The 21,638-nt window shown below is 70.1% G+C and carries 21 protein-coding genes and 1 pseudogene; 13 read left to right on the forward strand and 9 right to left on the reverse strand.

Annotated elements, in window-relative coordinates:
* Positions 1-46: 46 nt before the first annotated feature.
* The 5 genes from RHM57_RS05565 to RHM57_RS05585 all read right to left on the reverse strand — a co-directional run bounded on the left by RHM57_RS05565 (position 47) and on the right by RHM57_RS05585 (position 5,142).
* Positions 47-379, reverse strand: a complete 333-nt coding sequence (locus RHM57_RS05565) for a hypothetical protein (RefSeq protein ID WP_322136029.1) — start codon at positions 377-379, stop codon at positions 47-49.
* 51 nt (positions 380-430) lie between these two features.
* Positions 431-1,411, reverse strand: coding sequence for an MFS transporter (locus RHM57_RS05570; RefSeq protein WP_322140765.1), 981 nt, complete (start codon positions 1,409-1,411; stop codon positions 431-433).
* 73 nt (positions 1,412-1,484) lie between these two features.
* Positions 1,485-2,555 carry an SDR family oxidoreductase gene (locus RHM57_RS05575; protein ID WP_134448874.1) on the reverse strand — a complete coding sequence of 357 codons (1,071 nt, stop codon included), beginning with the start codon at positions 2,553-2,555 and terminating at the stop codon, positions 1,485-1,487.
* On the reverse strand, positions 2,552-4,222 hold the full coding sequence (locus tag RHM57_RS05580; RefSeq protein WP_322136027.1) for an FAD-dependent oxidoreductase: 1,671 nt from the start codon (positions 4,220-4,222) through the stop codon (positions 2,552-2,554). Before RHM57_RS05580 ends, RHM57_RS05575 begins: the two co-directional genes overlap by 4 nt.
* Before the next feature lie 128 nt (positions 4,223-4,350).
* A complete protein-coding gene (locus tag RHM57_RS05585) occupies positions 4,351-5,142 on the reverse strand; it encodes an IclR family transcriptional regulator (RefSeq protein WP_322136026.1) in 792 nt (263 codons plus the stop codon).
* A 50-nt stretch (positions 5,143-5,192) separates the two neighbouring features.
* Between RHM57_RS05585 and RHM57_RS05590 the strand changes: the two genes are divergently transcribed.
* The 3 genes from RHM57_RS05590 to RHM57_RS05600 all read left to right on the forward strand — a co-directional run bounded on the left by RHM57_RS05590 (position 5,193) and on the right by RHM57_RS05600 (position 8,209).
* A complete protein-coding gene (locus tag RHM57_RS05590; protein WP_322136025.1) occupies positions 5,193-6,002 on the forward strand; it encodes an IclR family transcriptional regulator in 810 nt (269 codons plus the stop codon).
* Positions 6,003-6,083: 81 nt separating this feature from the next.
* Complete coding sequence (locus tag RHM57_RS05595; RefSeq protein ID WP_166790687.1) at positions 6,084-7,556, forward strand: sensor histidine kinase; 1,473 nt, start codon at positions 6,084-6,086, stop codon at positions 7,554-7,556.
* Positions 7,553-8,209 carry a response regulator transcription factor gene (locus RHM57_RS05600; protein ID WP_134560034.1) on the forward strand — a complete coding sequence of 219 codons (657 nt, stop codon included), beginning with the start codon at positions 7,553-7,555 and terminating at the stop codon, positions 8,207-8,209. Before RHM57_RS05595 ends, RHM57_RS05600 begins: the two co-directional genes overlap by 4 nt.
* Positions 8,210-8,280: 71 nt before the next feature.
* On the opposite strand, the gene RHM57_RS05605 is transcribed toward RHM57_RS05600, so the two are convergent.
* A complete protein-coding gene (locus RHM57_RS05605) occupies positions 8,281-8,781 on the reverse strand; it encodes a hypothetical protein (protein ID WP_322136023.1) in 501 nt (166 codons plus the stop codon).
* A 125-nt stretch (positions 8,782-8,906) separates the two neighbouring features.
* Positions 8,907-9,302, reverse strand: a complete 396-nt coding sequence (locus tag RHM57_RS05610; protein WP_166790688.1) for a hypothetical protein — start codon at positions 9,300-9,302, stop codon at positions 8,907-8,909.
* 249 nt (positions 9,303-9,551) lie between these two features.
* Here RHM57_RS05610 and RHM57_RS05615 point away from each other — a divergent pair, with 249 nt between their 5' ends.
* The 8 genes from RHM57_RS05615 to RHM57_RS05650 are packed head-to-tail and all read left to right on the forward strand — an operon-like array spanning position 9,552 to position 17,705.
* A complete protein-coding gene (locus RHM57_RS05615; protein WP_134448882.1) occupies positions 9,552-10,733 on the forward strand; it encodes a 4-hydroxybenzoate 3-monooxygenase in 1,182 nt (393 codons plus the stop codon).
* A gap of 41 nt (positions 10,734-10,774) precedes the next feature.
* On the forward strand, positions 10,775-11,551 hold the full coding sequence (gene pcaH / locus RHM57_RS05620; protein WP_134448883.1) for a protocatechuate 3,4-dioxygenase subunit beta: 777 nt from the start codon (positions 10,775-10,777) through the stop codon (positions 11,549-11,551).
* Entirely contained in the window at positions 11,544-12,128 is a 585-nt protein-coding gene (gene pcaG, locus RHM57_RS05625; protein WP_322136022.1) for a protocatechuate 3,4-dioxygenase subunit alpha, read from the forward strand. The genes pcaH and pcaG overlap by 8 nt, the downstream gene beginning before the upstream one ends.
* A gap of 22 nt (positions 12,129-12,150) precedes the next feature.
* Complete coding sequence (locus RHM57_RS05630; RefSeq protein WP_322189619.1) at positions 12,151-13,665, forward strand: lyase family protein; 1,515 nt, start codon at positions 12,151-12,153, stop codon at positions 13,663-13,665.
* Positions 13,662-14,960, forward strand: a complete 1,299-nt coding sequence (gene pcaC, locus RHM57_RS05635) for a 4-carboxymuconolactone decarboxylase (protein WP_134561286.1) — start codon at positions 13,662-13,664, stop codon at positions 14,958-14,960. The genes RHM57_RS05630 and pcaC overlap by 4 nt, the downstream gene beginning before the upstream one ends.
* Before the next feature lie 21 nt (positions 14,961-14,981).
* The gene (locus tag RHM57_RS05640; RefSeq protein ID WP_322189620.1) at positions 14,982-15,806 is read left to right on the forward strand and encodes a CoA transferase subunit A; all 825 of its coding nucleotides are present in this window, start codon (positions 14,982-14,984) and stop codon (positions 15,804-15,806) included.
* A 1-nt stretch (position 15,807) separates the two neighbouring features.
* Positions 15,808-16,485 carry a 3-oxoacid CoA-transferase subunit B gene (locus RHM57_RS05645; protein WP_134448888.1) on the forward strand — a complete coding sequence of 226 codons (678 nt, stop codon included), beginning with the start codon at positions 15,808-15,810 and terminating at the stop codon, positions 16,483-16,485.
* A complete protein-coding gene (locus tag RHM57_RS05650; RefSeq protein ID WP_277612965.1) occupies positions 16,482-17,705 on the forward strand; it encodes an acetyl-CoA C-acetyltransferase in 1,224 nt (407 codons plus the stop codon). Before RHM57_RS05645 ends, RHM57_RS05650 begins: the two co-directional genes overlap by 4 nt.
* A gap of 96 nt (positions 17,706-17,801) precedes the next feature.
* On the opposite strand, the gene RHM57_RS05655 is transcribed toward RHM57_RS05650, so the two are convergent.
* On the reverse strand, positions 17,802-19,310 hold the full coding sequence (locus tag RHM57_RS05655) for a leucyl aminopeptidase family protein (RefSeq protein ID WP_322189621.1): 1,509 nt from the start codon (positions 19,308-19,310) through the stop codon (positions 17,802-17,804).
* Between the two features lie 86 nt (positions 19,311-19,396).
* Between RHM57_RS05655 and RHM57_RS05660 the strand changes: the two genes are divergently transcribed.
* On the forward strand, positions 19,397-19,861 hold the full coding sequence (locus RHM57_RS05660) for a molybdenum cofactor biosynthesis protein MoaE (RefSeq protein ID WP_134448890.1): 465 nt from the start codon (positions 19,397-19,399) through the stop codon (positions 19,859-19,861).
* Positions 19,862-19,965: 104 nt separating this feature from the next.
* Here RHM57_RS05660 and RHM57_RS05665 read toward each other — a convergent pair.
* A pseudogene (locus RHM57_RS05665) lies at positions 19,966-21,378 on the reverse strand (DUF222 domain-containing protein); the annotation flags it as partial.
* 51 nt (positions 21,379-21,429) lie between these two features.
* On the opposite strand from RHM57_RS05665, the gene RHM57_RS05670 reads away from it, so the two are divergent.
* Positions 21,430-21,636 carry a hypothetical protein gene (locus RHM57_RS05670; protein ID WP_134448892.1) on the forward strand — a complete coding sequence of 69 codons (207 nt, stop codon included), beginning with the start codon at positions 21,430-21,432 and terminating at the stop codon, positions 21,634-21,636.
* The last annotated feature ends 2 nt before the right edge of the window (positions 21,637-21,638 follow it).

A 21,638-nucleotide genomic window follows, 5' to 3' on the forward strand; every position in this document is an offset into this window, starting at 1 on the left:
ATCGAACAAATGTTCGATATTGGGAGTGTACGTCACCCCGCCGACACTAGCCAGCGCCGACCGTCGATCGAGGTCGCTCCGGTGCCTCGACGCGCAGCGCGTCGGCCCCGAGCAGGGCGGTCGGCACCCGGAAGGTCTCCCGCGCGGTGACGGCGGCGATCGCCGAGAGCACCATGGTGGCTGCGGTGAAGACGGCGACGGGAACCCAGCCGTCGATCCCGCTCCCGAGCAGGGCATAACAGATGCTCGGAGCGAAGCCGGCGAGCAGGAATCCGAGCTGGGTGCCGATCGCAAAGCCGGAGTAGCGCACCGGCGCGGCGAACATCTCCGTGAAGAACGACGGCCAGAGCCCGTTGACCATCGAATAGAACAGCGTCATGTTCAGGAAGCCGCCGAGGAAGATGAGCGGGATCGAACCGGTCGAGATCGCTCAGAAGTAGAGGAAGATGGTCGCCGCGGAACCGAGGGTGCCGATGATCCAGACCGGCCGGCGCCCGATGCGGTCCGACAGAGCCGAGAACAGCGGGATGGTGACGAGGGAACCCGCGATGGACACGGTCGCGACCCACAGCATCGTGCCGCGATCGATGCCCACGGCGGGGCTCGTCGCATAGGCGAGGCCGAAGACGGTGAACACGGTCTGCGTCACAGCGAACAGAGAGCAGACGAGCACGCGCACGACGTCGCGCCACTGGTGCCTGAACACCTGCGCGGCCGGGAACCTCTCGACGGCGGCGACGGACTTCGTCTCGGCGAACACCGGCGTCTCGTCGAGACGGGACCGCACGATGTATGCGACGACGAGCACGACCGCGCTCAACAGGAACGGCACCCGCCAGCCCCAGGCATACAGCTGGTCCTCCGGTAGGGCCGCGACGGGAATGAAGACGATGGTGGCGAGCACCATACCGGCCGCATACCCGGTCATCGTGAAACCGGAGAAGAACGCCCTGCGATGTTCGGGGGCGTGCTCGATGGCGAGGGTGCTCGCCCCTGCCGCTTCCCCGCCGGCCGAGAACCCCTGCGCGAGGCGGCACAGCACGAGGAGGGCCGGGGCGAAGGCCCCGATCTGGTCGTAGGTGGGCAGGAAGCCGATCGCGAGGCTCGCGACCCCCATGATCACGAGGGTGAGGATCAGCACCCGCTTGCGGCCGATCCGGTCGCCGAAGTGGCCGAGGATCAGCCCGCCGAACGGCCGGGCGACATAGCCGACGCCGAATGTCGCCAGGGAGGCGATGGTCGCGATCGCCGGGTCGGCGGCGGAGAAGAAGATGTGGTTGAAGACGAGGGCGGCCGCGGCGCCGTAGATGAAGAAGTCGTAGTACTCGAGGGCGCTGCCGACGAATGCCGCTGCCGCGGCCTTTCGAGGCATCCGCTGGGGGATGGTCGACGCTGGAACCGTGCTGGACATGCTGTCTCCTTTGACAAGGTGCCTGGTGGGGTTGGGGCGGGTGGTTCGGGTGGTGCGGGTGGTCTGCCCTGGGTCAGACGGCGGTGTATCCGCCGTCGATGACCAGTTCGGAACCGGTGCTGAAGCGGGATTCGTCGCTCGCGAGGTAGAGCACGCCGTAGGCGATCTCGTCGGGTTCCCCCTGCCGGCGGAGCGGATTGCCCTCGACCAGCTGGCGGTAGTACGCCTCTGGCCCGACAGCGCTCATGTCGGCGGCCGTGCGGCTCATCCTCGTGTTCATCGAGCCGGGGTGGATCGAATTCACCCGGATGCCGTGCTCACCGTAGGTCGCGGCGTCGGACTTGGTGAGCAGCCGGACCGCGCCTTTCGTGGCGTGGTACAGCGGCACGCTCCTGCCGCCGGTGATGCCGTGGATCGACGAGAAGTTGACGATGCTGCCGCGCGACGCGGCGATCATGGCCGGGACCACGTACTTCGTCATGAGCCAGGTGCCCTTGACGTTCACGTTGAAGATCCGGTCGAACTCGGCGAGGGTCGACTCGTGCGAGGGCGCCGCGCGCCCGATGATACCGGCGGCGTTCACGAGGATGTCGGGAACGCCGACCGTCTCGAGTACCCGGGCCACGGCGCGTTCCACCTGTTCCGGGTCGGTGATGTCGAGTTCGAGGGAGGTGATTCCCGGCTCGTGCCACGGTTCGGCCGGCGGGGTGACGTCGAGGCTGACGACCACGGCGCCCTCGCGGGCGAGGAGCCGCACGCAGGCGCTGCCGAGGTCGCCGCTCCCTCCCGTGACGATGGCGATCTTGCCGTGCACCCGCCCCTTCCTCTGCTCCGCGTGCGTCGTGGCCGGTTCCGGAACGTCGAAATCGACGGATGCGATCTGCCGGGTGTGCGGGCTGGAGAGGGCGATCAGCGGGGTGTGCAGCGGATGCCCTGCGTACCCGGCCACGTCGGCGGCCGTGTCGAAGTCCGCGACGATCGTGCAGTCCCAGGACCTGGCCTGTCCGGAGAGGTCGCGGCCGACGCTCAGCGACCGGAGCCCCGGCACGTGACCGACGAGACCGTCGAGCCCGGCACGCCAGTCGTGTTCGATCGAGGGAGTGAAGCTGTCTTCGAACCGGAAAAGCACCACGTGGCGGATCATCGGACGACCGCCGTCGCCGCAGCGTCGGCCAGGTCGGGGTAGCCGATCGGGCTGCCTGCGAGGGTGCGGCCGATCAGGTAGCCCATCGTCATCAGCGGCCCGAGGGTCGCGCCTGCGCCGGGGTAACCGGCCCCGTACGCGCTCTCGGTGGTGTTCCCGGCGGCGAACAGTCCACCGATGACGGCGCCGTCGACGTCGACGACGCGACCGACGCCATCCGTCGACACGCCTCCGCTCGTGCCGAAGGCGCCGTTGACGACCGGGAGCGCGTAGAACGGCCCGGTGGTGAGCGGGCCGAGGCTCGGGTTGGGGAAGACGTTCCCCGCATCGCCCCAGTAGGTGTCGTAGCGGCTCCGGCCCCTGCCGAAGTCTGGGTCCTCACCGAGCTCGGCGTAGTGGTTGAAGCGGCCGACCGTCTCCGTGAGGGCGGCCGGGTCGACGTCGATGCGCGCGGCGAGGTCGGCCAGGGTGGCGCCTTCGAGCAGCCACGCCGGCGTCGGCCGGCCGGCGCGGTGGCTCAGGACGCCGTAGCGCTCGAGGAAGGCGTGGTCGAAGACGACGTGGGACGGCGTGTTCAGCGGGGCATTGGCCGCGGGGTCCCACGAGTGCAGGGAACGCGCGAGGTCGTTGTAATCCTGGGATTCGTTCGCGAAACGGCGCCCGTGCTGGTTGACCATGATCGAACCGGGACCCTGGCGTTCGAAGCGGAGCAGGGTGCCGACCTGTTCCCCGTCGCGGAGATCGCCGGGGATGACCGACATCGGCGCCCACCAGGCTTCCCTGGTCCCACCGGTCCGTGCACCGATGCGCTGGGCCATCCGGAGGCCGTCTCCGGTGTTCGACGGGGGAGAGCAGACGACGTGCAGCCGGGTCTGGAGCAGCCCGTCGGCGAGTTCCTTGTCCCACTCGAAGCCGCCGCAGGCGAGCACGACGCCGTCATTCGCGTGGAACGTGCGTCCGTCCACGACGACGCCCGTGACGCGCCCGTTCTCGACGACGAGGCGTTCGGCGCGGGCGTCGACGGAGAGGGTCACGTCGTTCCCGAGGCAGGAGGCGAGCAGCATGCTGACGAGCGCCTGCCCCTTGGCGACGAGGCCCGCCGCTTCCCGTGCCGCGAGTTCTGGCCAGGGGAAGTGGGTGAAGGCTCCCCAGGCTTCGTATTCCTGCATCGTGAAGGGCGCCCGGCCGTCGGTGCGCACGTGTGCCCGCACGGGGCCGAGCGCGGCAGCGGCGTCGAAGAGTTCGGGTTCGACGGTGCGTCCGCCGTCGAGGGCGCCGTCGAGATCCATCCGGTAGTCCGGGAAGTTATCAAGCAGCAGGAAGGCCACGCCGAGCTCGCGTTCGACGTAGCGCAGCATGTCATCGCCGCTGTCGATCGCGGCATCGAAGAGCTCGTCCCTGCCCCGGCCCCTGGAGACCGCTCGCACGTACCGTGCGGCGTCTTCCGGCGAATCCGCGATGCCCGCGCCGCGGGCGAGATGGTTGGCGGCGACCCAGAGCATCCCGCCCGATACCGCCGAGGTCCCGCCGAGCAGGGCCGACTTCTCGACCACCAGCACGCTCTTGCCTTCGTTGGCCGCCGTCGCGGCGGCCGTGAGCGCCGCGGCGCCGGACCCCACCACCACGACATCGAATCGGTCCTGCGGCTTGCCCTGGAGAATTCGCATCGAATCCCACTCCCGTCGTCGTTGACACAAGAATTTGCGTTTCTGAAGACTGCCAACGGTCGGGGTCGCTCATCGTGCCCCTCCCATTCAATGGGAGGAATATTCGCCGGGGAATCGGGGCGTCCCGGTCAGACGGCCCGCGGCATCCGGCTTGTGCCGCCGCGCGGCCGGTCGGAGCCGAGGGCGCGGGAGATGCCGTGCGCCGCGGTCTTCAGGGCGGGCACGGTCGCCCGGAGGTCCTCCTCGCCGAAGGGGACGATCACGTTCAGCGCGGCGATCACCCGATCGCCGCGTTCGAACACCGGAACGGCGATCCCGGTCGTGTTCGGCACGATGATCCCGGGCACGGAAGCGTGGCCGAGCTGCCTGATCCCGGCCAGTAGCCGGCGCAGGGCTGCGGGTTCGGTGACGGTGTGTTCCGTGTAGCGCACGAGTTCCCTGCCGAGCACGTCGTCCTGGAACTCCGGCGGGGAGTATGCCAGGAGCACGAGCCCGGACGAGCACGCGTGGATCGGCAGCCGGCCGACGATCTGGGTGATGTTCACCGCCGAACCGCGGGTCGTGAGCCGCTCGATGTAGAGCACGTTCTCGCTGTCGAGCAGGCTCAGGGTCGTGTGCTGCTGCACGACGGCGTGCACGTCCTCCATGAAGGGAAGCGCGATCTCGCGCAGGTCGGTGGTGCGCGAGCCCCGCGAGGCCAGCTCCCACAACCGGATGCCGAGGCGAACTCCTCCGTCCGCGTCGCGCTCGAGGAGCCGTTCGTCGAGGAGCTGCACGACGAGCCGGTGGGTCGTGGCGAGTGGGATGCCCACCCGGCGCGATAACGCGGAGATCGTCATGGACGAGCGATGGGAATCGAAGGCGTCGAGAATCGTCACGAGCCGGGACAGCAGGGAGTCGCCGGAGCGGGAATTCGCCATGGCCCCACAATATGCTGCCCGCCGGTGCGCGGGCGAGTAGCGTGGTGCTGATGTCAGGGAAGCCCGCACAGTCGAGGGGAACCGAGGACGCTGCGGCGTTCCCGGTCGATGACCGCGGCGTGGCCGCCCGGCTCTTCGCCATTCTCGACGCGTTCACCGCGCCGCCGGCGAGTTCGCTCACCCTCACCGCGATCGCGCAGCGCACCGGGATCCCGCTGACGACGGTGCATCGCCTCGTCGGCGAATGGACGAGCTGGGGAGGCCTTGCCCGCCAGGAAGACGGACGCTACGCGCTCGGGATGCGGCTCTGGGAGGTCGGGGTGCAGACCCCGACGGCGCGGAACCTGCGCACGATCGCCCTGCCCTATCTGGAAGACCTGTACGAGTCGACCCACGAGCACGTGCACCTCGCCGTCCTCGATGGGAGCGACGCCCTCTACCTCGAGAAGCTGTCCGGGCACCAGGCCGTGCGGGTGATCTCCCGGGTGGGCGGCCGCCTCCCGCTGCACGCGACCGGGGTCGGACTCGTGCTGCTGGCCTTCGCTCCGAACGAGGTGATCCAGACCTACCTGGCCGGGCCGTTGCCGCGGTTCCTGCCACAGACGGTGACCGACCCCGAGGAATTGCGGCGGCGCCTGGCCGGCATCCGCGCCCAGGGCATCGCCCGCATGTCCGAGGAGATGACAGCCGGTTCGAGTTCGATCGCGGCGCCGATCCGGGACCGCACCGGCCAGGTGGTTGCGGCCGTGTCTATCGTCACCCGCACAACGCCCCGGTCGAGCCCCGAGCAGGAACAGGCCGTGCGCGTCGCGGCCCACGGGGTCGGCAGGGCGCTCGGGTACCGCCGCGCCGCCGGCTGAGTGCGGATCAGCTGCGGACTGATTGCGGACTGATCGCGCGGGGATGCCCGCTCGATGGTTGCGGCAGTCGATAATGGGGGAATGCCCGTTGAGGAGCTCGTTCCCCGTGGTCGATGGCGACCCCTGCTGTCGGTCCGGGTGCGCATCCTGGCCGCCATCCTGGTCGTCACAGCGTTCGGCATGGCCACCGCGGGGACGACCGCGTATCTGGTGCAGCGCGAACGAACCCTGGATGCTCTTGACGCCTCACTGAAGGTGACGGTCGAGGACGCCCGTTTCATCGCAGGGGACTCCGGGCTGACCACGGTGGCCGGCGTGCTCGGTGCCGTCGTGCAGCGGGTGCGGCCGGGAACGAATGAGTCCACACTCGCCGTCATCGACGGTGCTGCGGCCTTCGCCCCCGCTGGGGACGTCGCCTTCCGCCTCGAAGACGACGCCGGGTTCGTCACGCGGATCACAGCCGAGACGTCGGGCGGAGCAGTCGTGCTCGGCACCGCGGTCGGGAACGGACGGGCTGTGCGCTACGTCGCGGCACCCGTCACCGTCGGCACGGACCCCGCCGCCGGGGTGTTCAGCGCCGCCTTCGATCTCGACGCCGAGCTGCGGCCCGTCACGGATGCCTTCCGCACCTACCTGGGAGTCGCCGCGCTGACCCTGGTCCTGCTCGGCCTCGTCGGCTGGCTGGTATCCGGACGTCTGCTGCGTCCCATCCGTGCCCTGCGTGAGGCGGCCGCGCGGATCACCGCGTCCGACATGAGTGAGCGCATACCGGCCTATGGCCGGGACGATGTCTCACTCCTGACCGAAACCGTCAATGGCATGCTCGACAGGCTCGATCACTCGATCACCAGCCAGCGTCGCCTGCTCGACGACATCGGCCACGAGCTCAAGACTCCGATCACCATCGTGCGCGGGCACCTGGAACTCATGAACGAATCCGACCCCGCCGACGTTGCAGCGACGAGGGCACTGGCGATCGACGAGCTCGACCGGATGAACGGCCTGGTCAGGGACATCTCCGCGCTCGCAGAAGTGCACAGGCCGGTGAGCCTGAACCTGGCGCCTGCCGACATCGCGGCCCTCACCGAACTCGTGCGCGCCAAGGCAGCTGCGCTCTCCGACCACCACTGGGTGTCGAGCCGGAGTGCCGCTGTCATGGCTACCGTCGACGCCGACAAGCTCACCCAGGCCCTGCTCCAGCTCGCGGCAAACGCTGTCAGTCACGGTTCGCCCGGAGGAACGGTCGACATCGGCAGCGCGGTCGACCGGGCGGCGGACGGCTCATCCCGGCTGCGGCTCTGGGTCAGGGACGACGGTCCAGGGATCAGTATCGAGGCGCAGGAACACATTTTTGAACGATTCACGCGTGGAGCGGTCGGACGGGGAGAGACCGGTTCCGGACTCGGCCTCGCGATCGTCGCGGCGATCGCCGACGCCCACGGCGGTTCGGTCCTGGTGACGTCGCAGCAGGGACAGGGCGCGACCTTCACGCTCGATATCCCGCTCCCGCCCCGAAGCGTCGAAGCGCCAGAGACCACGGAGGTCACCCCATGAGCCGCATCCTGATCGCAGAGGACGAAGCGCGGATCGCGACCTTCGTCGACAAGGGCCTCTCGGCGGCCGGGTACGCGACGTCGGTCGTGCGCACCGGACCTGACGCACTCGACTTCGCCCTCACCGGCGGATTCGACCTGATGGTGCTCGACATCGGCCTTCCGGGCATCGACGGTTACGAAGTACTCCGCAGACTGCGCGCGGAGGACTCTGCGCTACCGGTGATCGTGCTGACGGCGCGGGACTCTGCAGAAGACACCCTGGCCAGCCTTCAGGGCGGTGCCAACGACTACATGGCCAAGCCGTTCCGGTTCGATGAGCTGCTCGCCCGCGTGCGCCTGCGTCTGGCAGATGCCGCCAGAGTCCTCGAACCCGTCCTGGGCGTCCCTGGGCTCCAGCTCGACCTGCGTAGCCGCCGGGCGATCGTCGGTGATCACCAGGTGGACCTGTCGGCCAGGGAATTCGCTCTGGCCGAGGAATTCCTGCGCAACCCCGACCAGGTGCTCAGTCGGGAGCAGCTGCTCAGCCGGGTCTGGGGGTACGACTTCGATCCCGGTTCGAACGTTGTCGACGTCTACGTCGGCTATCTCCGGGCCAAGTTCGGCGCCTCGCGCATCGAAACGGTCAGGGGAATGGGCTACCGGCTGCGCTGATCGCGCTGAGCCGGCAGCCCATTTCCCGTCCCCGGCGACGAGCCCGGGCGGATATCGGTGTTCGGGGAGTTCTAGCCGTTGCTGCCGTGCCCGGAGTTGTCGTGCCCGGTGCTGTCGTGGCCGGAGTTGTCGTGGCCGGAGTTGCCTGAGCCGGAGGTGTCCGTTCCGTGGTCGTCGCCGACGTCGTGGGTTGCGGGGTCGTCGACGCCGTGGTCATCGGTGCGGACCGGAGTCGCAGGCGTGGCGGGCACGGCCGGGGCGGCGGAGTGGTCGTCGCCGACATCGTGGGTGGCGGGATCGTCGGCTCCGTTGTCGTCGGTCGTGACGGCGGGGGTCGTCGGTGTCGGCGTGGCGGGGTCGGTCGAGTGATCGTCGCCGAGGTCGTGGGTCGCCGGGTCGTCGGTGCCGACGATGGTGCCGGGTGTGGTCGTGCTGGAACTGCTGGTCGGCGTCGGGATGACGTCGCCGTGCCTGCCGGTGTCTGCCTGTGCGGTGGCGATACCCGCAGACAGGAGCCCGGCGAGGCCGAGGGTGGCGAGTGCGAGGGAACTCTTCTTTGTCAGGTGGGCCATGAGATGTCCTTTCGACGGCGCCGGGACCGGCGCTTCAGCGGATGTCACTGAGTGCTTCCACTCTGCGGTGTGGTTCTAAGCCCGGAAGGAGACGCCGGTGAGAGCTCTCTTAGCGTTCGGGCGGTTCAGTCCTTACCGCTGCTCCCACTGCTGCCGCTGCCACCGCTTCCTCCCGATCGGTTACCGCCGTGGTCGTCGACGACAACCGGCGTCGGGGCAGGCACCAGCTCGGGCACGGGTGCGGTGGTCGGTATCGTGGCCGGGACCGTGCCCACCGACGGCGCGCCGGTGGAGACCGCGCTCGGCGCGACGACCGGGGCGTCGCCCGTGGCGGGCGGCTGGGTTCCGACCGTGACCCCGGGAACGGTGAGCGGCGTCCCCGCCTGGTCCGCGAGCGCGAGGGAGCTCACCATGGCTGCGGCAAGGCCGGCGGTGGCGACGACGACGATGAGTGCAGCCCCGGCGAGGCCGGCACGCGTCCGCCGCCGACGACTGTCAGGTGCTGGGATGGGCTCGCGCATTGATCTGCTCCTATTCAGCGGGGGAAGGCTCCACAGCCAGTGTGCCGTCACCGGGCGTCGGGGTCATCATCCGACAGTGTGCCTGTCCTCGATGAGGCAGACGCGAGACGCGTGTGAGAGCTTTCTTAGAAAGATCTGCTTGCCGTGAGTCCAGCCCGCGATCTTTCACTCAGTGGAAACGGCTGCGCTGGAGGGTTGCTGACTCCGCAAGATGGTGCGATCACCTGTCATCGTCGCTAGGAGAACCCCGTGTCCCCAGAAAACACCCGTGTCGCCATCATCGGCGCAGGCCCCGCCGGTCTTCTCCTCAGCTGGGCGCTGCGGGACGCCGGAATCGACTCGATCGTGGTCGAGAACCGTTCGCAGGACTACGTGCTCGCCCGGATCCGGGCCGGCGTACTCGAGCAGAGCGCCGTCGAGACCCTCACCCGCCTGGGGCTCGGCGAGCGGATCAGGACCGAGGGCCTCGAGCACGACGGCATCTACCTGCAGTTCCGGGGCGAACGCCACCACGTCGACTTCCAGGAGCTCATCGGCCGCAGCGTCACGGTGTACGGCCAGCAGGAAGTCGTCAAGGACCTCATCGCGGCGCACAACGCCGCCGGCTCGACGATCTACTATGAGGCGGCGGATGTCGCCGTGCACGACCTCGAGTCGAGCGCGCCGCGGGTGACGTTCACCCACGCGGGCGAGGCCCACGAGATCACGGCGGACTTCGTCGTCGGCGCCGACGGCTTCCACGGCGTCTGCCGCGCGAGCATCCCCCGCGAAGCCATCACGCTCTACGACCGGAGTTACCCGTACGCCTGGCTCGGGATCCTCGCGAACGTGGCTCCGTCGACCGACGAGCTCATCTATGCGCTGCACGAAGACGGCTTCGCAATGCACTCGATGCGTTCGCCGCACGTCTCCCGGCTCTACCTGCAGGTCGACACCGCGGACTCGCTCGACCAGTGGCCGGACGAACGGATCTGGGAGAACCTGCACGCCCGGCTCGGCGTGCCGGGCTGGACCCTCCAGGAGGGCGAGATCACCGACAAGTCGATCACGCCCATGCGCAGCTTCGTGGCGTCCCGCCTCGCGTACGGCAGTCTCTTCCTCGCGGGGGACGCCGGACACATCGTGCCGCCGACCGGGGCGAAGGGCCTCAACTCCGCCATCGCCGACGTCACCATGCTCGCCGCCGCCCTCGCCGCCCACTACGCGGACGACGACGCCCTCCTCTCCGGTTACGGCGAGGCGGCGCTCCGCCGCCAGTGGCGCGTGCAGCAGTTCTCGCAGTGGATGACCGACCTGCTGCACCGCAACCGCACCGACCTGCAGACGATGGAGTTCGACTACCAGAGCCAGCTCGGCCGTCTCGACTACGTCACGGGCTCGGTGCACGCCCAGCGCGAGCTCGCCGAACAGTATTCCGGACTCCCGTTCTAGCCCCCACTCCCGACCCCATACTCCCGAGAGGAATCAGCGACATGACCGATACCACGTCACAACACGAGATCTCCGCAGAGATGCAGGCCATCGAGGCGGAAGCCAGGGCCCGCGTCGCGGAGGGCAACGCCCCGGAACTGCACCCGCGTCGCGACTACCCTCCCTATCGCAGTTCGATCCTGCGGCACCCGACCCACGAGCTCGTGCGGGCGGACCCCGAGGAGATCGAACGGCACTCGCCCGCCTTCGGGCACAGCGACGTCAGCCCCCTCGAGAGCGACCTGACCATCCAGCACAACGCCGAACCTCTCGGCGAGCGGATGACGGTGTCCGGGCGGGTGCTCGACGGCGAGGGCCGCCCGGTGCGGCACCAGCTCGTCGAGGTCTGGCAGGCCAACGCCGGCGGACGCTACGTGCACAAGCGCGACCAGCATCCCGCCCCGCTCGACCCCAACTTCACCGGCGTCGGCCGGGTCATCACGGGGGACAACGGCGAATACTCCTTCACCACGATCAAGCCGGGACCCTACCCGTGGCGGAACCACCTGAACGCGTGGCGGCCGGCACACATCCACTTCTCCCTCTTCGGTACCGCGTTCACCCAGCGCCTGATCACCCAGATGTACTTTCCGGGCGACCCGCTCTTCGCGCTCGACCCGATCTACCAGTCGATCACAGACCCCGCAGCGCGCGCCCGGCTGATCGGCGTGTACGACCACGACCTGAGCGTGCCGGAGTTCTCGCTCGGCTACCGGTGGGACATCGTGCTCACCGGTCCGAAATCCACCTGGATGGAAAGTGAAGAAGCCCATGACTGAGTCGCCTGCCGCCCGGTACGTGCAGACCCCCGCGCAGACCGTGGGCCCGTTCTACGGGTTCGCGTTGCCGTACGACGGTGGAGCCGAGCTCGTGCCCGGCCACCACCCGCACGCGATCCGGCTGCACGGAACCGTCTTCGACGGCGCAGGGGAACCGGTGCCCGATGCCATCCTCGAAATCTGGCAGGCCGACGAGACCGGCGCCTTGCGGACCGAACGGGGCTCCCTCGCCCGCGACGGCTTCGGCTTCACGGGCTTCGGCAGGGCGGCCGTCGACTTCGGCGGTCACTACACCTTCACGACGGTCGAACCCGGCCCGGTCGCGGGCGGTGCGCCGTACGTGCTCGTCACCGTGTTCGCCAGGGGGCTCATCCACCACCTCTTCACCCGGGCCTACTTCCCCGGGAATGCGGAGCTGAATGCCACGGATGCCGTGCTCGCCGCGGTCCCGGCGGACCGGCGGCACACCCTCGTCTGCGTGCAGGAAGGGACCGGGCCGACGGGCGCTGCCTCGTACCGGTTCGACATCCGCCTGCAGGGCGAGAACGAGACCGTGTTCCTGGATTTCGATGCCTGAGTCAGTGCTGCCTGAGTCTTCGATGCCTGAGCCCATTCTCGACGCCGGGCTGCTGGCTCCGCTCGACCACGGCAGCCGGGCGCGGGCGCTCACGAGCGACGCGGCCTGGCTGCAGGCGATGGTCGACACCGAGCTCGCCCTGACCAGGGCGCTCGTCGACGCAGCACTCGCCCCCGAGTGGATGCTCGGCGTCTGCGACACTCTCGCCGACGCCAGTGCGCTCGACCTCGGTGCGATCGCGCGGGAGGGGCGCGGCGGCGGCAACCCCGTGATCCCGCTCGTGAAGCACCTCGGCCTCGCCGCGGAACGCGTGCGTGCAGGGGCCTCCGACCACATCCATGTCGGCGCCACGAGCCAGGACGTCCTCGACACGGCGGCGATGCTCGTCGCCGACCGGGTCTGCGGCGAGCTCGCCGACCGGCTCGGGGAATTCGCCGCCGCGCTCGCCGTGCTCGCGGGGCAGCACCGGGACACGATCATGGCCGGCCGCACCCTGGGCCAGCAGGCCTCGCCCACGAGCTTCGGCTTCGTGGCGGCCGGCTGGCTCGACGCCGTGCTCACGGCCGCGACCGCGCTCGCCCGGGTGCGCGCGGGGCTGCCAGCGCAGCTCGGCGGCGCTGTCGGGAACCTCGCCGTGCTCACCGCCATCGCCAACGCCCGCTCCGGGGTCGCCGGGCCGGCGGCATCCACGTCGGGCACCCCGGCCGTCGAGGTCGTCACGGACCGGTTCGCCGCCCGGCTCGGGCTGCGCCGCCCGCTGCTCAGCTGGCACACCGACCGCCTGCCGGTCGTGGAACTTGGATCCGCGCTCGCCGCGGTGACCGGGGTCGCCGGGGCGTTCGCCCTCGACGTGTCCGTGCTGTCCCGCACCGAGATCGCCGAGGTGAACGAGCGGCTCGGTGCGGGACAGGGCGGCTCCAGCGCGATGCCGCACAAGCGCAACCCGGTGACGGCCGTGCTCGTCACGGCCGCAGCGCGCCAGACCCCTGCTCTGCTGGCGTCGCTCTACGGCAGCCTGCTCGCCGAGGACCAGCGCCCGAGCGGAGCCTGGCACGCCGAGTGGCAGACCCTGCGCGAGCTCGAGCGGCTCGCGGTTTCCGCGGTCAGCGGAGCGGCCGACCTCGCCGGGCGCCTCGACGTCCACCCCGGGCGGATGCGGGTCAACCTCGAGTTCACCGACGGGCTCGTCTTCAGCGAACGCGTGACCACCCTGCTCGCCGAGGCCCTCGGGAAGACCAGGGCCTTCGCACTCGTACAGCGTGCCGCCGAGGAATCCCACGAGACCCGGCGACCGCTGCGGGTGACGCTGGGTGGCATGCTGGCAGCAGAGGGCGCCACCGGGGGAGTGACCGACGCACTGCGGGACCGGGCCTGGGCCGCATTCGACGCGGACTCCGGCCTGGGCCAGGGTTCGTCAGCGATCGACCGGGTGCTCGCCCGATACCGGGCACACGTCGAGGCAGAAGTGCCTCGTGAACCGGCAGTGCCTCGTCAACCGGCAGTGCCTGCCCACCCAGCACGGAAGGTTGAACGATGACCCAGCCCCTTCTTCGTGGCACGATTCGCCCTGGCCCGGCTGGCCGGGCGTCGCTGCTCGTTCTCGGACCGTCGCTCGGCACCACGACGACGCTCTGGGACCCGGTCGTCGACGCCCTCGGCGCCCTCGGCGACCCGGCACATCCGGACCTGCGGGTGCTCAGCTTCGATCTGCCCGGACACGGGGTCAGCCCGGCCGCGCGGGAACCGTTCACGGTCGCCGAACTCGCCGACGCGGTGATCGCGCTCGTCGACTCCGCGACGGCCGCCGCCCTCGGTCCGGACGCGGCACCGGAGTCCTTCCACTATGCCGGGATCTCGCTCGGCGGAGCGGTCGGGCTCGAGCTCGGCATCCGCCACCCCGGGCGCCTGCTGAGCCTCACCGTCGTCTGTTCGGCGGCACGGATCGGCACAGCGGAGGGCTGGCACGAGCGCGCCGCACAGATCCGGGCGAGCGGAACGCCCTCGATGGTGATCGGCAGCGCCGAACGCTGGTTCGCTCCGGGGTTCCTGGAGCGCGATCCCGCGGCGGGTGCCGGTGCGCTGAACCGGCTGCTCGACATCGACGACGAGTCATACGCGCTCTGCTGCGAGGCGCTCGCCGCCTTCGACGAGCGCGACGCGGTCGCCGGCATCGCCGTGCAGACGCTCTGCGTCGCCGGGGAACTCGACCTCGCCACGCCGAGTGCCCTCGTCACCGAACTCGCCGCGGCCATTCCCGGCGCCCGGTTCGCCGAGATCGCGGGAGTCGCCCACCTGCCCTCCCTCGAGCGGCCGCGGGACCTCGCAGGCCTGCTCAGGGAACAGCTCGCGGCGACGCCCCCGGCAACGTCTGCGGAGCAGCCGATCGGACTAGCCGTGGCCCAGGATCCCTCCGCACGAACGGCGGCCGAGGTGTACACCGCGGGCCTGGCCGTGCGCCGGGCCGTGCTCGGTGACACGCACGTGGATGCCGCGACGGCCGCGATCACCCCGGAGACCGCCGACTTCCAGGACTTCATCACCCGATACGCCTGGGGTGAAATCTGGACCAGGCCCGGCCTCGACCGGCGCACCCGCAGCTTCCTCACCCTCGCCTGCCTGATCACCGGCGGCCACGAGCACGAGCTCGCGATGCACGTGCGCGCCGCGCTCACCAACGGGCTCAGCCGCGCCGAGATCAGCGAGGCGATGCTGCATACCGCGATCTACGCCGGGGTGCCTGCCGCGAACTCGGCGCTCTCGATAGCCCGCACGACGTTCGCCGCCCTGGACGCGGAGGCCGCCGCCTCTGCACCGACCCCGACACTTCCCTGAACCGGACCGAAGGACTGCTCCATGGATAAGACGTTCACCTCAGCGGCGGCCGCCGTCGCGGACATCCCAGACGGCGCTTCCCTCGCCGTCGGCGGCTTCGGCCTGGTCGGCGTGCCGATCGTGCTGATCCGCGCCCTGCTCGACCGGGGCACGACAGACCTCCGGGTCGTCTCCAACAACTGCGGCGTCGACGGCTGGGGACTCGGTGAGCTGCTCAGGGAGGGCAGGATCAGCAGGGTCATCGCGTCATACATCGGCGAGAACAAGGACTTCGCTCGGCGCTACCTCGGCGGGGACCTCGAGGTCGAGCTCACTCCGCAGGGAACCCTCGCCGAGCGGCTTCGCGCGGGCGGCAGCGGCATCCCGGCGTTCTTCACCGCGAGCGGCGTCGGAACCCTGGTCGCCGACGGCGGCCTGCCCTGGCGCTACGGGCCAGACGGGGAGGTGCTGGTGTCCTCGCCGCCGAAGGAGACCAGGGTGTTCTCCTCGCTCGGAAAGACGCAGGAATACGTGCTCGAGGAGGCGATCGTCACCGACTTCGCCCTGGTGCGCGCCGCTCGCGGCGACCGGCACGGCAATCTGGTCTTCGAGAAGTCGGCCCGCAACTTCAACCCGCCGGCAGCGATGGCCGGCCGGATCACCATCGCCGAGGTCGACGAGCTCGTCGAACCGGGCGAGATCGATCCGGACGACGTGCACCTCGCCGGCATCTACGTGCAACGGATCGTGCAGCTGAACCACGCGGATGCGCATGACCTCCCGATCGAGAAGGTCACGACCCGGCCACGGCCGGGAGACGCCGCCGCGGCCGCGGCATCCGCCCATACCGCCAGAACGGAAGGCTGACATGCCCCTGACCCGCAACGAGATGGCGGCCCGAGCCGCGCAGGAACTCGCCCCCGACAGCTACGTCAACCTCGGGATCGGCCTGCCGACCCTGATCCCGAACTTCCTGCCGGAGGGGGTGCACGTCATCCTGCATTCGGAGAACGGGGTGCTCGGCGTCGGGGCGTACCCGTGGGAGGGCGAGGAGGACCCGAAACTGATCAACGCCGGCAAGGAGACCATCACCGTCAATCCCGGTGCGGCGTACTTCGACTCCGCGCAGAGCTTCGGCATGATCCGTGCCGGGGTCATCGACGTGGCCGTTCTCGGCGCGATGCAGGTCTCGGAGACGGGAGACATCGCGAACTGGGCCGTGCCGGGCAAGATGATCAAAGGTATGGGCGGGGCGATGGACCTCGTGCACGGCGCCGATACCGTGATCGTCGTGATGGAGCATGTCACGCGTGCCGGCGAGCACAAGATCGTGGCGGAGTGCTCCCTTCCCCTGACCGGCAAGCACGTGGTCACCCGGATCATCACCGACCTCGCGGTGATCGACGTCACCGGGGAGGGGCTCGTGCTGCGGGAGGTCGCTCCGGGTCTCACCGTCGCGGAGGTGCAGGCCGCGACCGGGGCGCGGCTGCTCGTGCCCGCGGAACCGGGCGTCATCCGCACCCTGCTGTCAGGGGTCGGCGCATGAACGAGCGGATGCGCGAGGTCGTCATCTGCGAACCGGTGCGCACCCCGATCGGGCGCTTCGGCGGGATGTTCGCCACGGTCGCGCCGGCCGACCTCGCCGCCGCCGTGATCGCGGCCCTGCTGGAACGTACCGGCATCGACGGGGGTGTGATCGACGACGTGATCCTCGGGCAGGCCTACCCGACCGCGGAGGCGGCATCCGTCGCCCGCGTCGCCGCCCTCAACGCCGGCCTGCCGGTGACCGTCGGCGGGCTCCAACTCGACCGGCGGTGCGGCTCCGGCCTGCAGGCCGTGCTCGACGCGGCGATGCAGGTGCAGACCGGCATCAGCGACGTCGTCGTGGCCGGCGGGGTCGACTCGATGAGCCAGGCGCCGTTCTACACCGTCGATTCCCGTTTCGGAATCACGGCCGGGCCGGGCCTGCTGCTGCGCGACGCGCTCAGCCGTGGCCGGGAGACCGCCGGCGGCCGCAACTACCCGGTTCCCGGCGGCATGCTCGAGACCGCGGAGAACCTGCGCCGGGAGTACGGCATCGGTCGTACCGAGCAGGACGAGCTCGCCGTGCGGTCCCAGCAGCGCGCCGCGGCGGCCGTTGCAGAGGGCCGCTTCGACGCCGAAATCGTTCCGGTCACGGTTCCGGGGCGAAAGGGCGCCGTCGTCGTCTCCCGCGACGAAACCCCGCGGCCGGACACGACCCTGGCCGGTCTCGCCGGGCTGCGTCCCATTCTCGTGAAGACGGATGCCGCCGCGACGGTCACCGCCGGAAACGCGAGCGGGCAGAACGACGCCGCCGCCGTGTGCCTCGTGACGACCCCTGAGCGCGCCGCGGAGCTCGGGCTCACCCCGCTCGTGCGCCTCGTGACGTGGGCAAGGGCCGGCGTCGAGCCCTCGCGGATGGGCATCGGGCCGGTGCCCGCAACGAAGAAGGCCCTCGAACGCGCAGGCCTCACCCTCGCGGACATTGACCTGATCGAGCTCAATGAGGCATTCGCCGCGCAGGTGCTCGCGGTCAGCCGGGAGTGGAAATTCACCGACGCCGACTGGGAACGCACCAACGTGAACGGTTCCGGCATCTCCCTGGGTCACCCCGTCGGTGCCACCGGCGCACGCATCCTGGCGACCGCGAGCAGGCACCTGCACCGCACCGGGGGGCAGTACCTGCTCGAGACCATGTGCATCGGGGGTGGACAGGGCCTCGCCGCCGTCTTCGAACGGGTGTGATGGGAGGCGATCGCTGTCCGGTCGCTCGGGCCGGGCATCCGGTGCGCGCAAGCCGAAGCAGGAGCCGACCGTGCGCTCCGCAGTTGGCGGCCGTGCTCAGGCGGCCGGGGGCCGGAACGCGAGCGCGAGCTCGACGAGCAGGCGGGCTCCGAAACCGGTCGGTCCCTTGGTCCGCCAGGAGTCGTCGGAGTCCGACTGCATCGGGCCGCACATGTCGACGTGCGCCCAGGGGGTGTCGCCGACGAAGTCCGCGAGGAACAGGGCAGCGGTCGTCGCGCCGGCGAACGGCCCGCCGAGGTTCGACATGTCCGCGACGTCCGAGTCGAGCTGGTTGCGGTAGCGGCGGTCGAGCGGAAGTTGCCAGACTGTCTCGTCGGTGAGGTCGGATGCCGCGCGCACCTGGTCGATGATGTCCTGGTCGTTGCCGAACAGCGCCGCCATCATCGGGCCGAGCGAGACGAGCGCGGCCCCGGTGAGGGTCGCGAGGTCGACGATGGCGTCAACGCCCTCTTCGGTGGCGAGGACGAGCCCGTCCGCCATCACGAGCCACCCCTCCGCGTCGGTGTTCTTGACTTCGACGGTCGTGCCGCCGCGGATCGTGAGGACGTCACCCATCGCGGTCGCCGAACCGGAGGGCATGTTGTCTGTGCACATCAGATAGGCGGTCACGGCGTTCGTGCAGCCGAGTTCTGTGAGCGCAGTCATCGCGGCGAAGATCGCGCCGGCACCGGACATGTCCATCTTCATCGCGAGGTGCGTGACATCGCCCGGCTTGAGAGCGATCCCGCCGGAGTCGTACATGATGCCCTTGCCGACGAGGGCGAGGTGCCCGGTCGGCTGTTCGGAGGGGCGATACCGGACCTCGATCATCCGGGGCTCTTCGATGCTGCCGGCATTGACGCCGAGGAGGCCGCCGCAGCCGAGCTCGATGAGTTCCGCCTTGTCGAAGACGCTCACCTCGAGCCCGAATTGCGGTGCGAGAGCCTCTGCGAAGTCGCCGAAGACCGTCGCCGTGAGATGGGAGGGCGGGGCGGCCGCAAGGTCGCGCGCGAGGGCCGTCGCCCGGGCGAGGGCGAGGCCGCGTGCGACGCCGCCTGCGTGTGCGGTGCTCCCGACGAGGTCGAGCGCTTCGAGGGGAATGTGGGTGGTCGCCGTTTTGAGTTCGAGGTAGCGATAGCGTGCGAGCACGGCGCCCTCGACGACGGCCGCGCTGGCCGCGACCGGGTCGAGCCCGCTCGCGGCGTCCAGGAGGTCCGTCGCGAGACGGCGTCCCTGCCGGCCGGCCCTGGCGAACGCGGCGGCGGCGTCTCTCAGTGTCGCGGTCGTGAGCAGACCCTGCGCGCCGACGCCGATGGCGACGAGGGTCGGTGCGGATGCCTGGGGGAGCACGAGCGCCTGGCCCACCGCACCGGTGAACCCGGCCTCCGTGAGCGCGGCACGGTCGAGTCCGATCGCCGCGGGGACGGGGCCGTCACTCGAGACGGCGTAGCCGGCGATCGTGGCGCCCTGACCGAAGTCGGGCGTGATCTCGACCCGCGTGCGCAGGTCGAGGGAGGGTCCGGGAGCGAAACTCGCGGGGATCAGTCTGTGGGGCTGGTGGGGCATCGGTGAACCTCGTTCCGGCAGTCGGTTCGGCGGAGCGGGGATTCCGCCGGCGCCAGCATACTGCCGGGTGCGTCCGCGCGGCGAGGATGCTGCGCGGGTACTGTGGGGCTGTGGAATCCGAACGCATACCGCCGCTATCCCTCGTCACCGAGCAGACGCTCGATGTGGCTGCGCACGTCCTCGCGGTGTCCTCGCGGTCAGCCGGCGCCGTCGTCACCTTCGTGGGCCAGGTGCGGGATCACGACCCCGACGCCGCAGGCGCCGTGACGGGCCTCGACTACAGCGCCCATCCGGATGCCGGACGTATCCTCACGGAGATCGCCGCGCGGTTCCGGGCCGGGAACCCCGCGGTGGAGCTCGTCGTCAGCCACCGGATCGGCCACCTCGAGGTCGGCGACCTCGCCCTCGTCGCCGCCGTCGCGAGTGCGCACCGCGCCGACGCCTTCCTGGTCTGCGAGCGTCTCGTCGAGGCGGTCAAGGCCGAGGTCCCGATCTGGAAGAAGCAGTACGAAGTCGACGGCACCCACTCCTGGGTCGGCCTGGGCCTGTAGCGTCTCGAGCGTCTGGGTTTCTGTTCGGGGTCGAGTCCGGGTGGTGGGGTGAGCCAGTAGCCGCCCGTGTCGTCGCGGGTGATGCGCCAGTGTTCGTTGTGGAGCCTGAGGTGGTCGCCGCGGCAGAGCAGGATGCCCTGGTCGAGGTTGGTCTGGCCGGTGTCCTCTTTCCAGTGTTGGATGTGGTGGGTTTCGGTCCAGGAGGGTGGGCGGTCGCAGCCGGGCCACATGCAGCCGCCGTCGCGGAGGGCGAGGGCCGCGCGTTGGGCGACCGCAGTCCCCTCGATGACGCCGGGCTGGAGCGCGGGTGACGCGGTTTCGGGGTTCGCCGCAGCGTCGGCTGTGGGTGACGGGGCCTCGGTTGGCGCGGCATCGGTGGTTGTGGTTCCCCTGGGCGCGAAACCGGCGGGTGTGGTGCTCCTAGGGCGGATGGTGATCATGCGGACGGCGGGGCTGCGGCTTCCGGCGATGCGCTTGGGGTCGGCCTTCACGCCGAGTCTCATCAGGGCCAGGAACGCGTCCGCGGTGAGCTGCTCGGTGGTGCGCGGGTCGTCCTGCACCTGCTTCGCCCACGCGGCCTGCTCCTTGTCCACGAAGCGGACCCCGCCCCGGCGGGGGCTGGTGATGGCGTCGTAGGTGCTCATCAGGTATTCGCCGTCTTCCGGGGCGAACAACCCGACCATGCGCACCTGTCCCGTGTGGAGTCGCCAGAACCGTAGGGACCGGTCGTCGTAGGCGGCTTTCTCGCGGGCGGCGATGCCGGCTTCATCGAGCACGTCCCGTACCCTTCGGGCGCGCTTGAACAGCTGGTCAGCGTTCAGGGTCCGCGCTTCGGTGAGGAGCCGGGCGAGGGCGGTGGCGAGTTTCTCCGGGGTGATCGCCCGGTCCAGGTCGCCGAGCCCTTTGCGGAGCGAGTCTGCCTTCTCCACGCTCAGCCAGCCCTCGCGCAGGGCCCGGCCGATTGGTGCGTGCCAGGGCGGCACGGCGGCCGGCGGAACCGGCAGTTCGAGCGGCGGTAGGTCCGGGGCGGCGCCGTCGAGGGGCGGGATCTCGTCGAGCAGCTTCTTCGCGTCGGCGGCTTCGCGGGCGGCTTTCTCGGCGGCGTCGGTCTCAGAGAGCAACCGGCCGACCGCGAAGAGCTTGGCAGCGTCCCCTCTGCTCGATCCGGAGATGCTCTGCAGCAGGTCTTCCGGAGTCCGGAAGCCTTGCCGGGCCGCGAGGCCCTTCCCGCCGAGTTCGGGCCGGGACCGCCGGGCCAGGGTTGCGGCGAACCACGCCGCCTGGGTGTCCAAGGCCCGCCGGGCTCCCGCGATCAACATGTGCCCCTCGAGCACCGCTTCATCGCTGAGCGTGTCGACAGCTGCAGACGAACCGCCCAGGCCGGTGACGACATCCGCCATCGACCGCAACCCGTCGAGCACGCCGCCCTGCACCGGGTCACCGTGCACCGGGTCACCCTGCCCCCGGTCGCCGTGCGGCTGATCGGGTGAAGCGGGTGACTCGGGACAGTTGGTCATGCCCCCACGTTACGACCGACCACCGACATTTTTTGAGCATGGCTCAGGTCTGTGGAAACTAGCTCTGATCAGGTACGTGTTGAGGAGATTCCGTCATATTCGCAGCCTGCCGACCTGGCGCAGGTGCTCGACCTCGCCGCGGCGCAGGGCGGCTTCGTCGAGCTCACCTTCCCCGAGGCCGGGCGCTATCCGTTCGTCAGCCACGTCATGTCGGATGCGGAGAAGGGTGCCCGTGGGGTCTTAGCCGCCACACCGTGAAT

The sequence above is a fragment of the Cryobacterium sp. 10S3 genome, from assembly GCF_034344045.1.
Classification (GTDB): domain Bacteria; phylum Actinomycetota; class Actinomycetes; order Actinomycetales; family Microbacteriaceae; genus Cryobacterium; species Cryobacterium glucosi.

Excerpts from the sequence above, each read along its gene's own strand:
- RHM57_RS05600 (WP_134560034.1), top strand. The coding sequence starts at position 7,553 with ATGAGCCGCATCCTGATCGCAGAGGACGAAGCGCGGATCGCGACCTTC.
- pcaH (WP_134448883.1), top strand. The coding sequence starts at position 10,775 with ATGACCGATACCACGTCACAACACGAGATCTCCGCAGAGATGCAGGCC.
- pcaG (WP_322136022.1), top strand. The coding sequence starts at position 11,544 with ATGACTGAGTCGCCTGCCGCCCGGTACGTGCAGACCCCCGCGCAGACC.
- RHM57_RS05585 (WP_322136026.1), bottom strand. The coding sequence starts at position 5,142 with ATGGCGAATTCCCGCTCCGGCGACTCCCTGCTGTCCCGGCTCGTGACG.
- RHM57_RS05650 (WP_277612965.1), top strand. The coding sequence starts at position 16,482 with ATGAACGAGCGGATGCGCGAGGTCGTCATCTGCGAACCGGTGCGCACC.
- RHM57_RS05655 (WP_322189621.1), bottom strand. The coding sequence starts at position 19,310 with ATGCCCCACCAGCCCCACAGACTGATCCCCGCGAGTTTCGCTCCCGGA.
- RHM57_RS05570 (WP_322140765.1), bottom strand. The coding sequence starts at position 1,411 with ATGTCCAGCACGGTTCCAGCGTCGACCATCCCCCAGCGGATGCCTCGA.
- RHM57_RS05590 (WP_322136025.1), top strand. The coding sequence starts at position 5,193 with ATGTCAGGGAAGCCCGCACAGTCGAGGGGAACCGAGGACGCTGCGGCG.
- RHM57_RS05565 (WP_322136029.1), bottom strand. The coding sequence starts at position 379 with ATGACGCTGTTCTATTCGATGGTCAACGGGCTCTGGCCGTCGTTCTTC.
- RHM57_RS05640 (WP_322189620.1), top strand. The coding sequence starts at position 14,982 with ATGGATAAGACGTTCACCTCAGCGGCGGCCGCCGTCGCGGACATCCCA.
- pcaC (WP_134561286.1), top strand. The coding sequence starts at position 13,662 with ATGACCCAGCCCCTTCTTCGTGGCACGATTCGCCCTGGCCCGGCTGGC.
- RHM57_RS05580 (WP_322136027.1), bottom strand. The coding sequence starts at position 4,222 with ATGCGAATTCTCCAGGGCAAGCCGCAGGACCGATTCGATGTCGTGGTG.
- RHM57_RS05645 (WP_134448888.1), top strand. The coding sequence starts at position 15,808 with ATGCCCCTGACCCGCAACGAGATGGCGGCCCGAGCCGCGCAGGAACTC.
- RHM57_RS05630 (WP_322189619.1), top strand. The coding sequence starts at position 12,151 with ATGCCTGAGCCCATTCTCGACGCCGGGCTGCTGGCTCCGCTCGACCAC.
- RHM57_RS05605 (WP_322136023.1), bottom strand. The coding sequence starts at position 8,781 with ATGGCCCACCTGACAAAGAAGAGTTCCCTCGCACTCGCCACCCTCGGC.
- RHM57_RS05610 (WP_166790688.1), bottom strand. The coding sequence starts at position 9,302 with ATGCGCGAGCCCATCCCAGCACCTGACAGTCGTCGGCGGCGGACGCGT.
- RHM57_RS05575 (WP_134448874.1), bottom strand. The coding sequence starts at position 2,555 with ATGATCCGCCACGTGGTGCTTTTCCGGTTCGAAGACAGCTTCACTCCC.
- RHM57_RS05660 (WP_134448890.1), top strand. The coding sequence starts at position 19,397 with ATGCTGCGCGGGTACTGTGGGGCTGTGGAATCCGAACGCATACCGCCG.
- RHM57_RS05595 (WP_166790687.1), top strand. The coding sequence starts at position 6,084 with ATGCCCGTTGAGGAGCTCGTTCCCCGTGGTCGATGGCGACCCCTGCTG.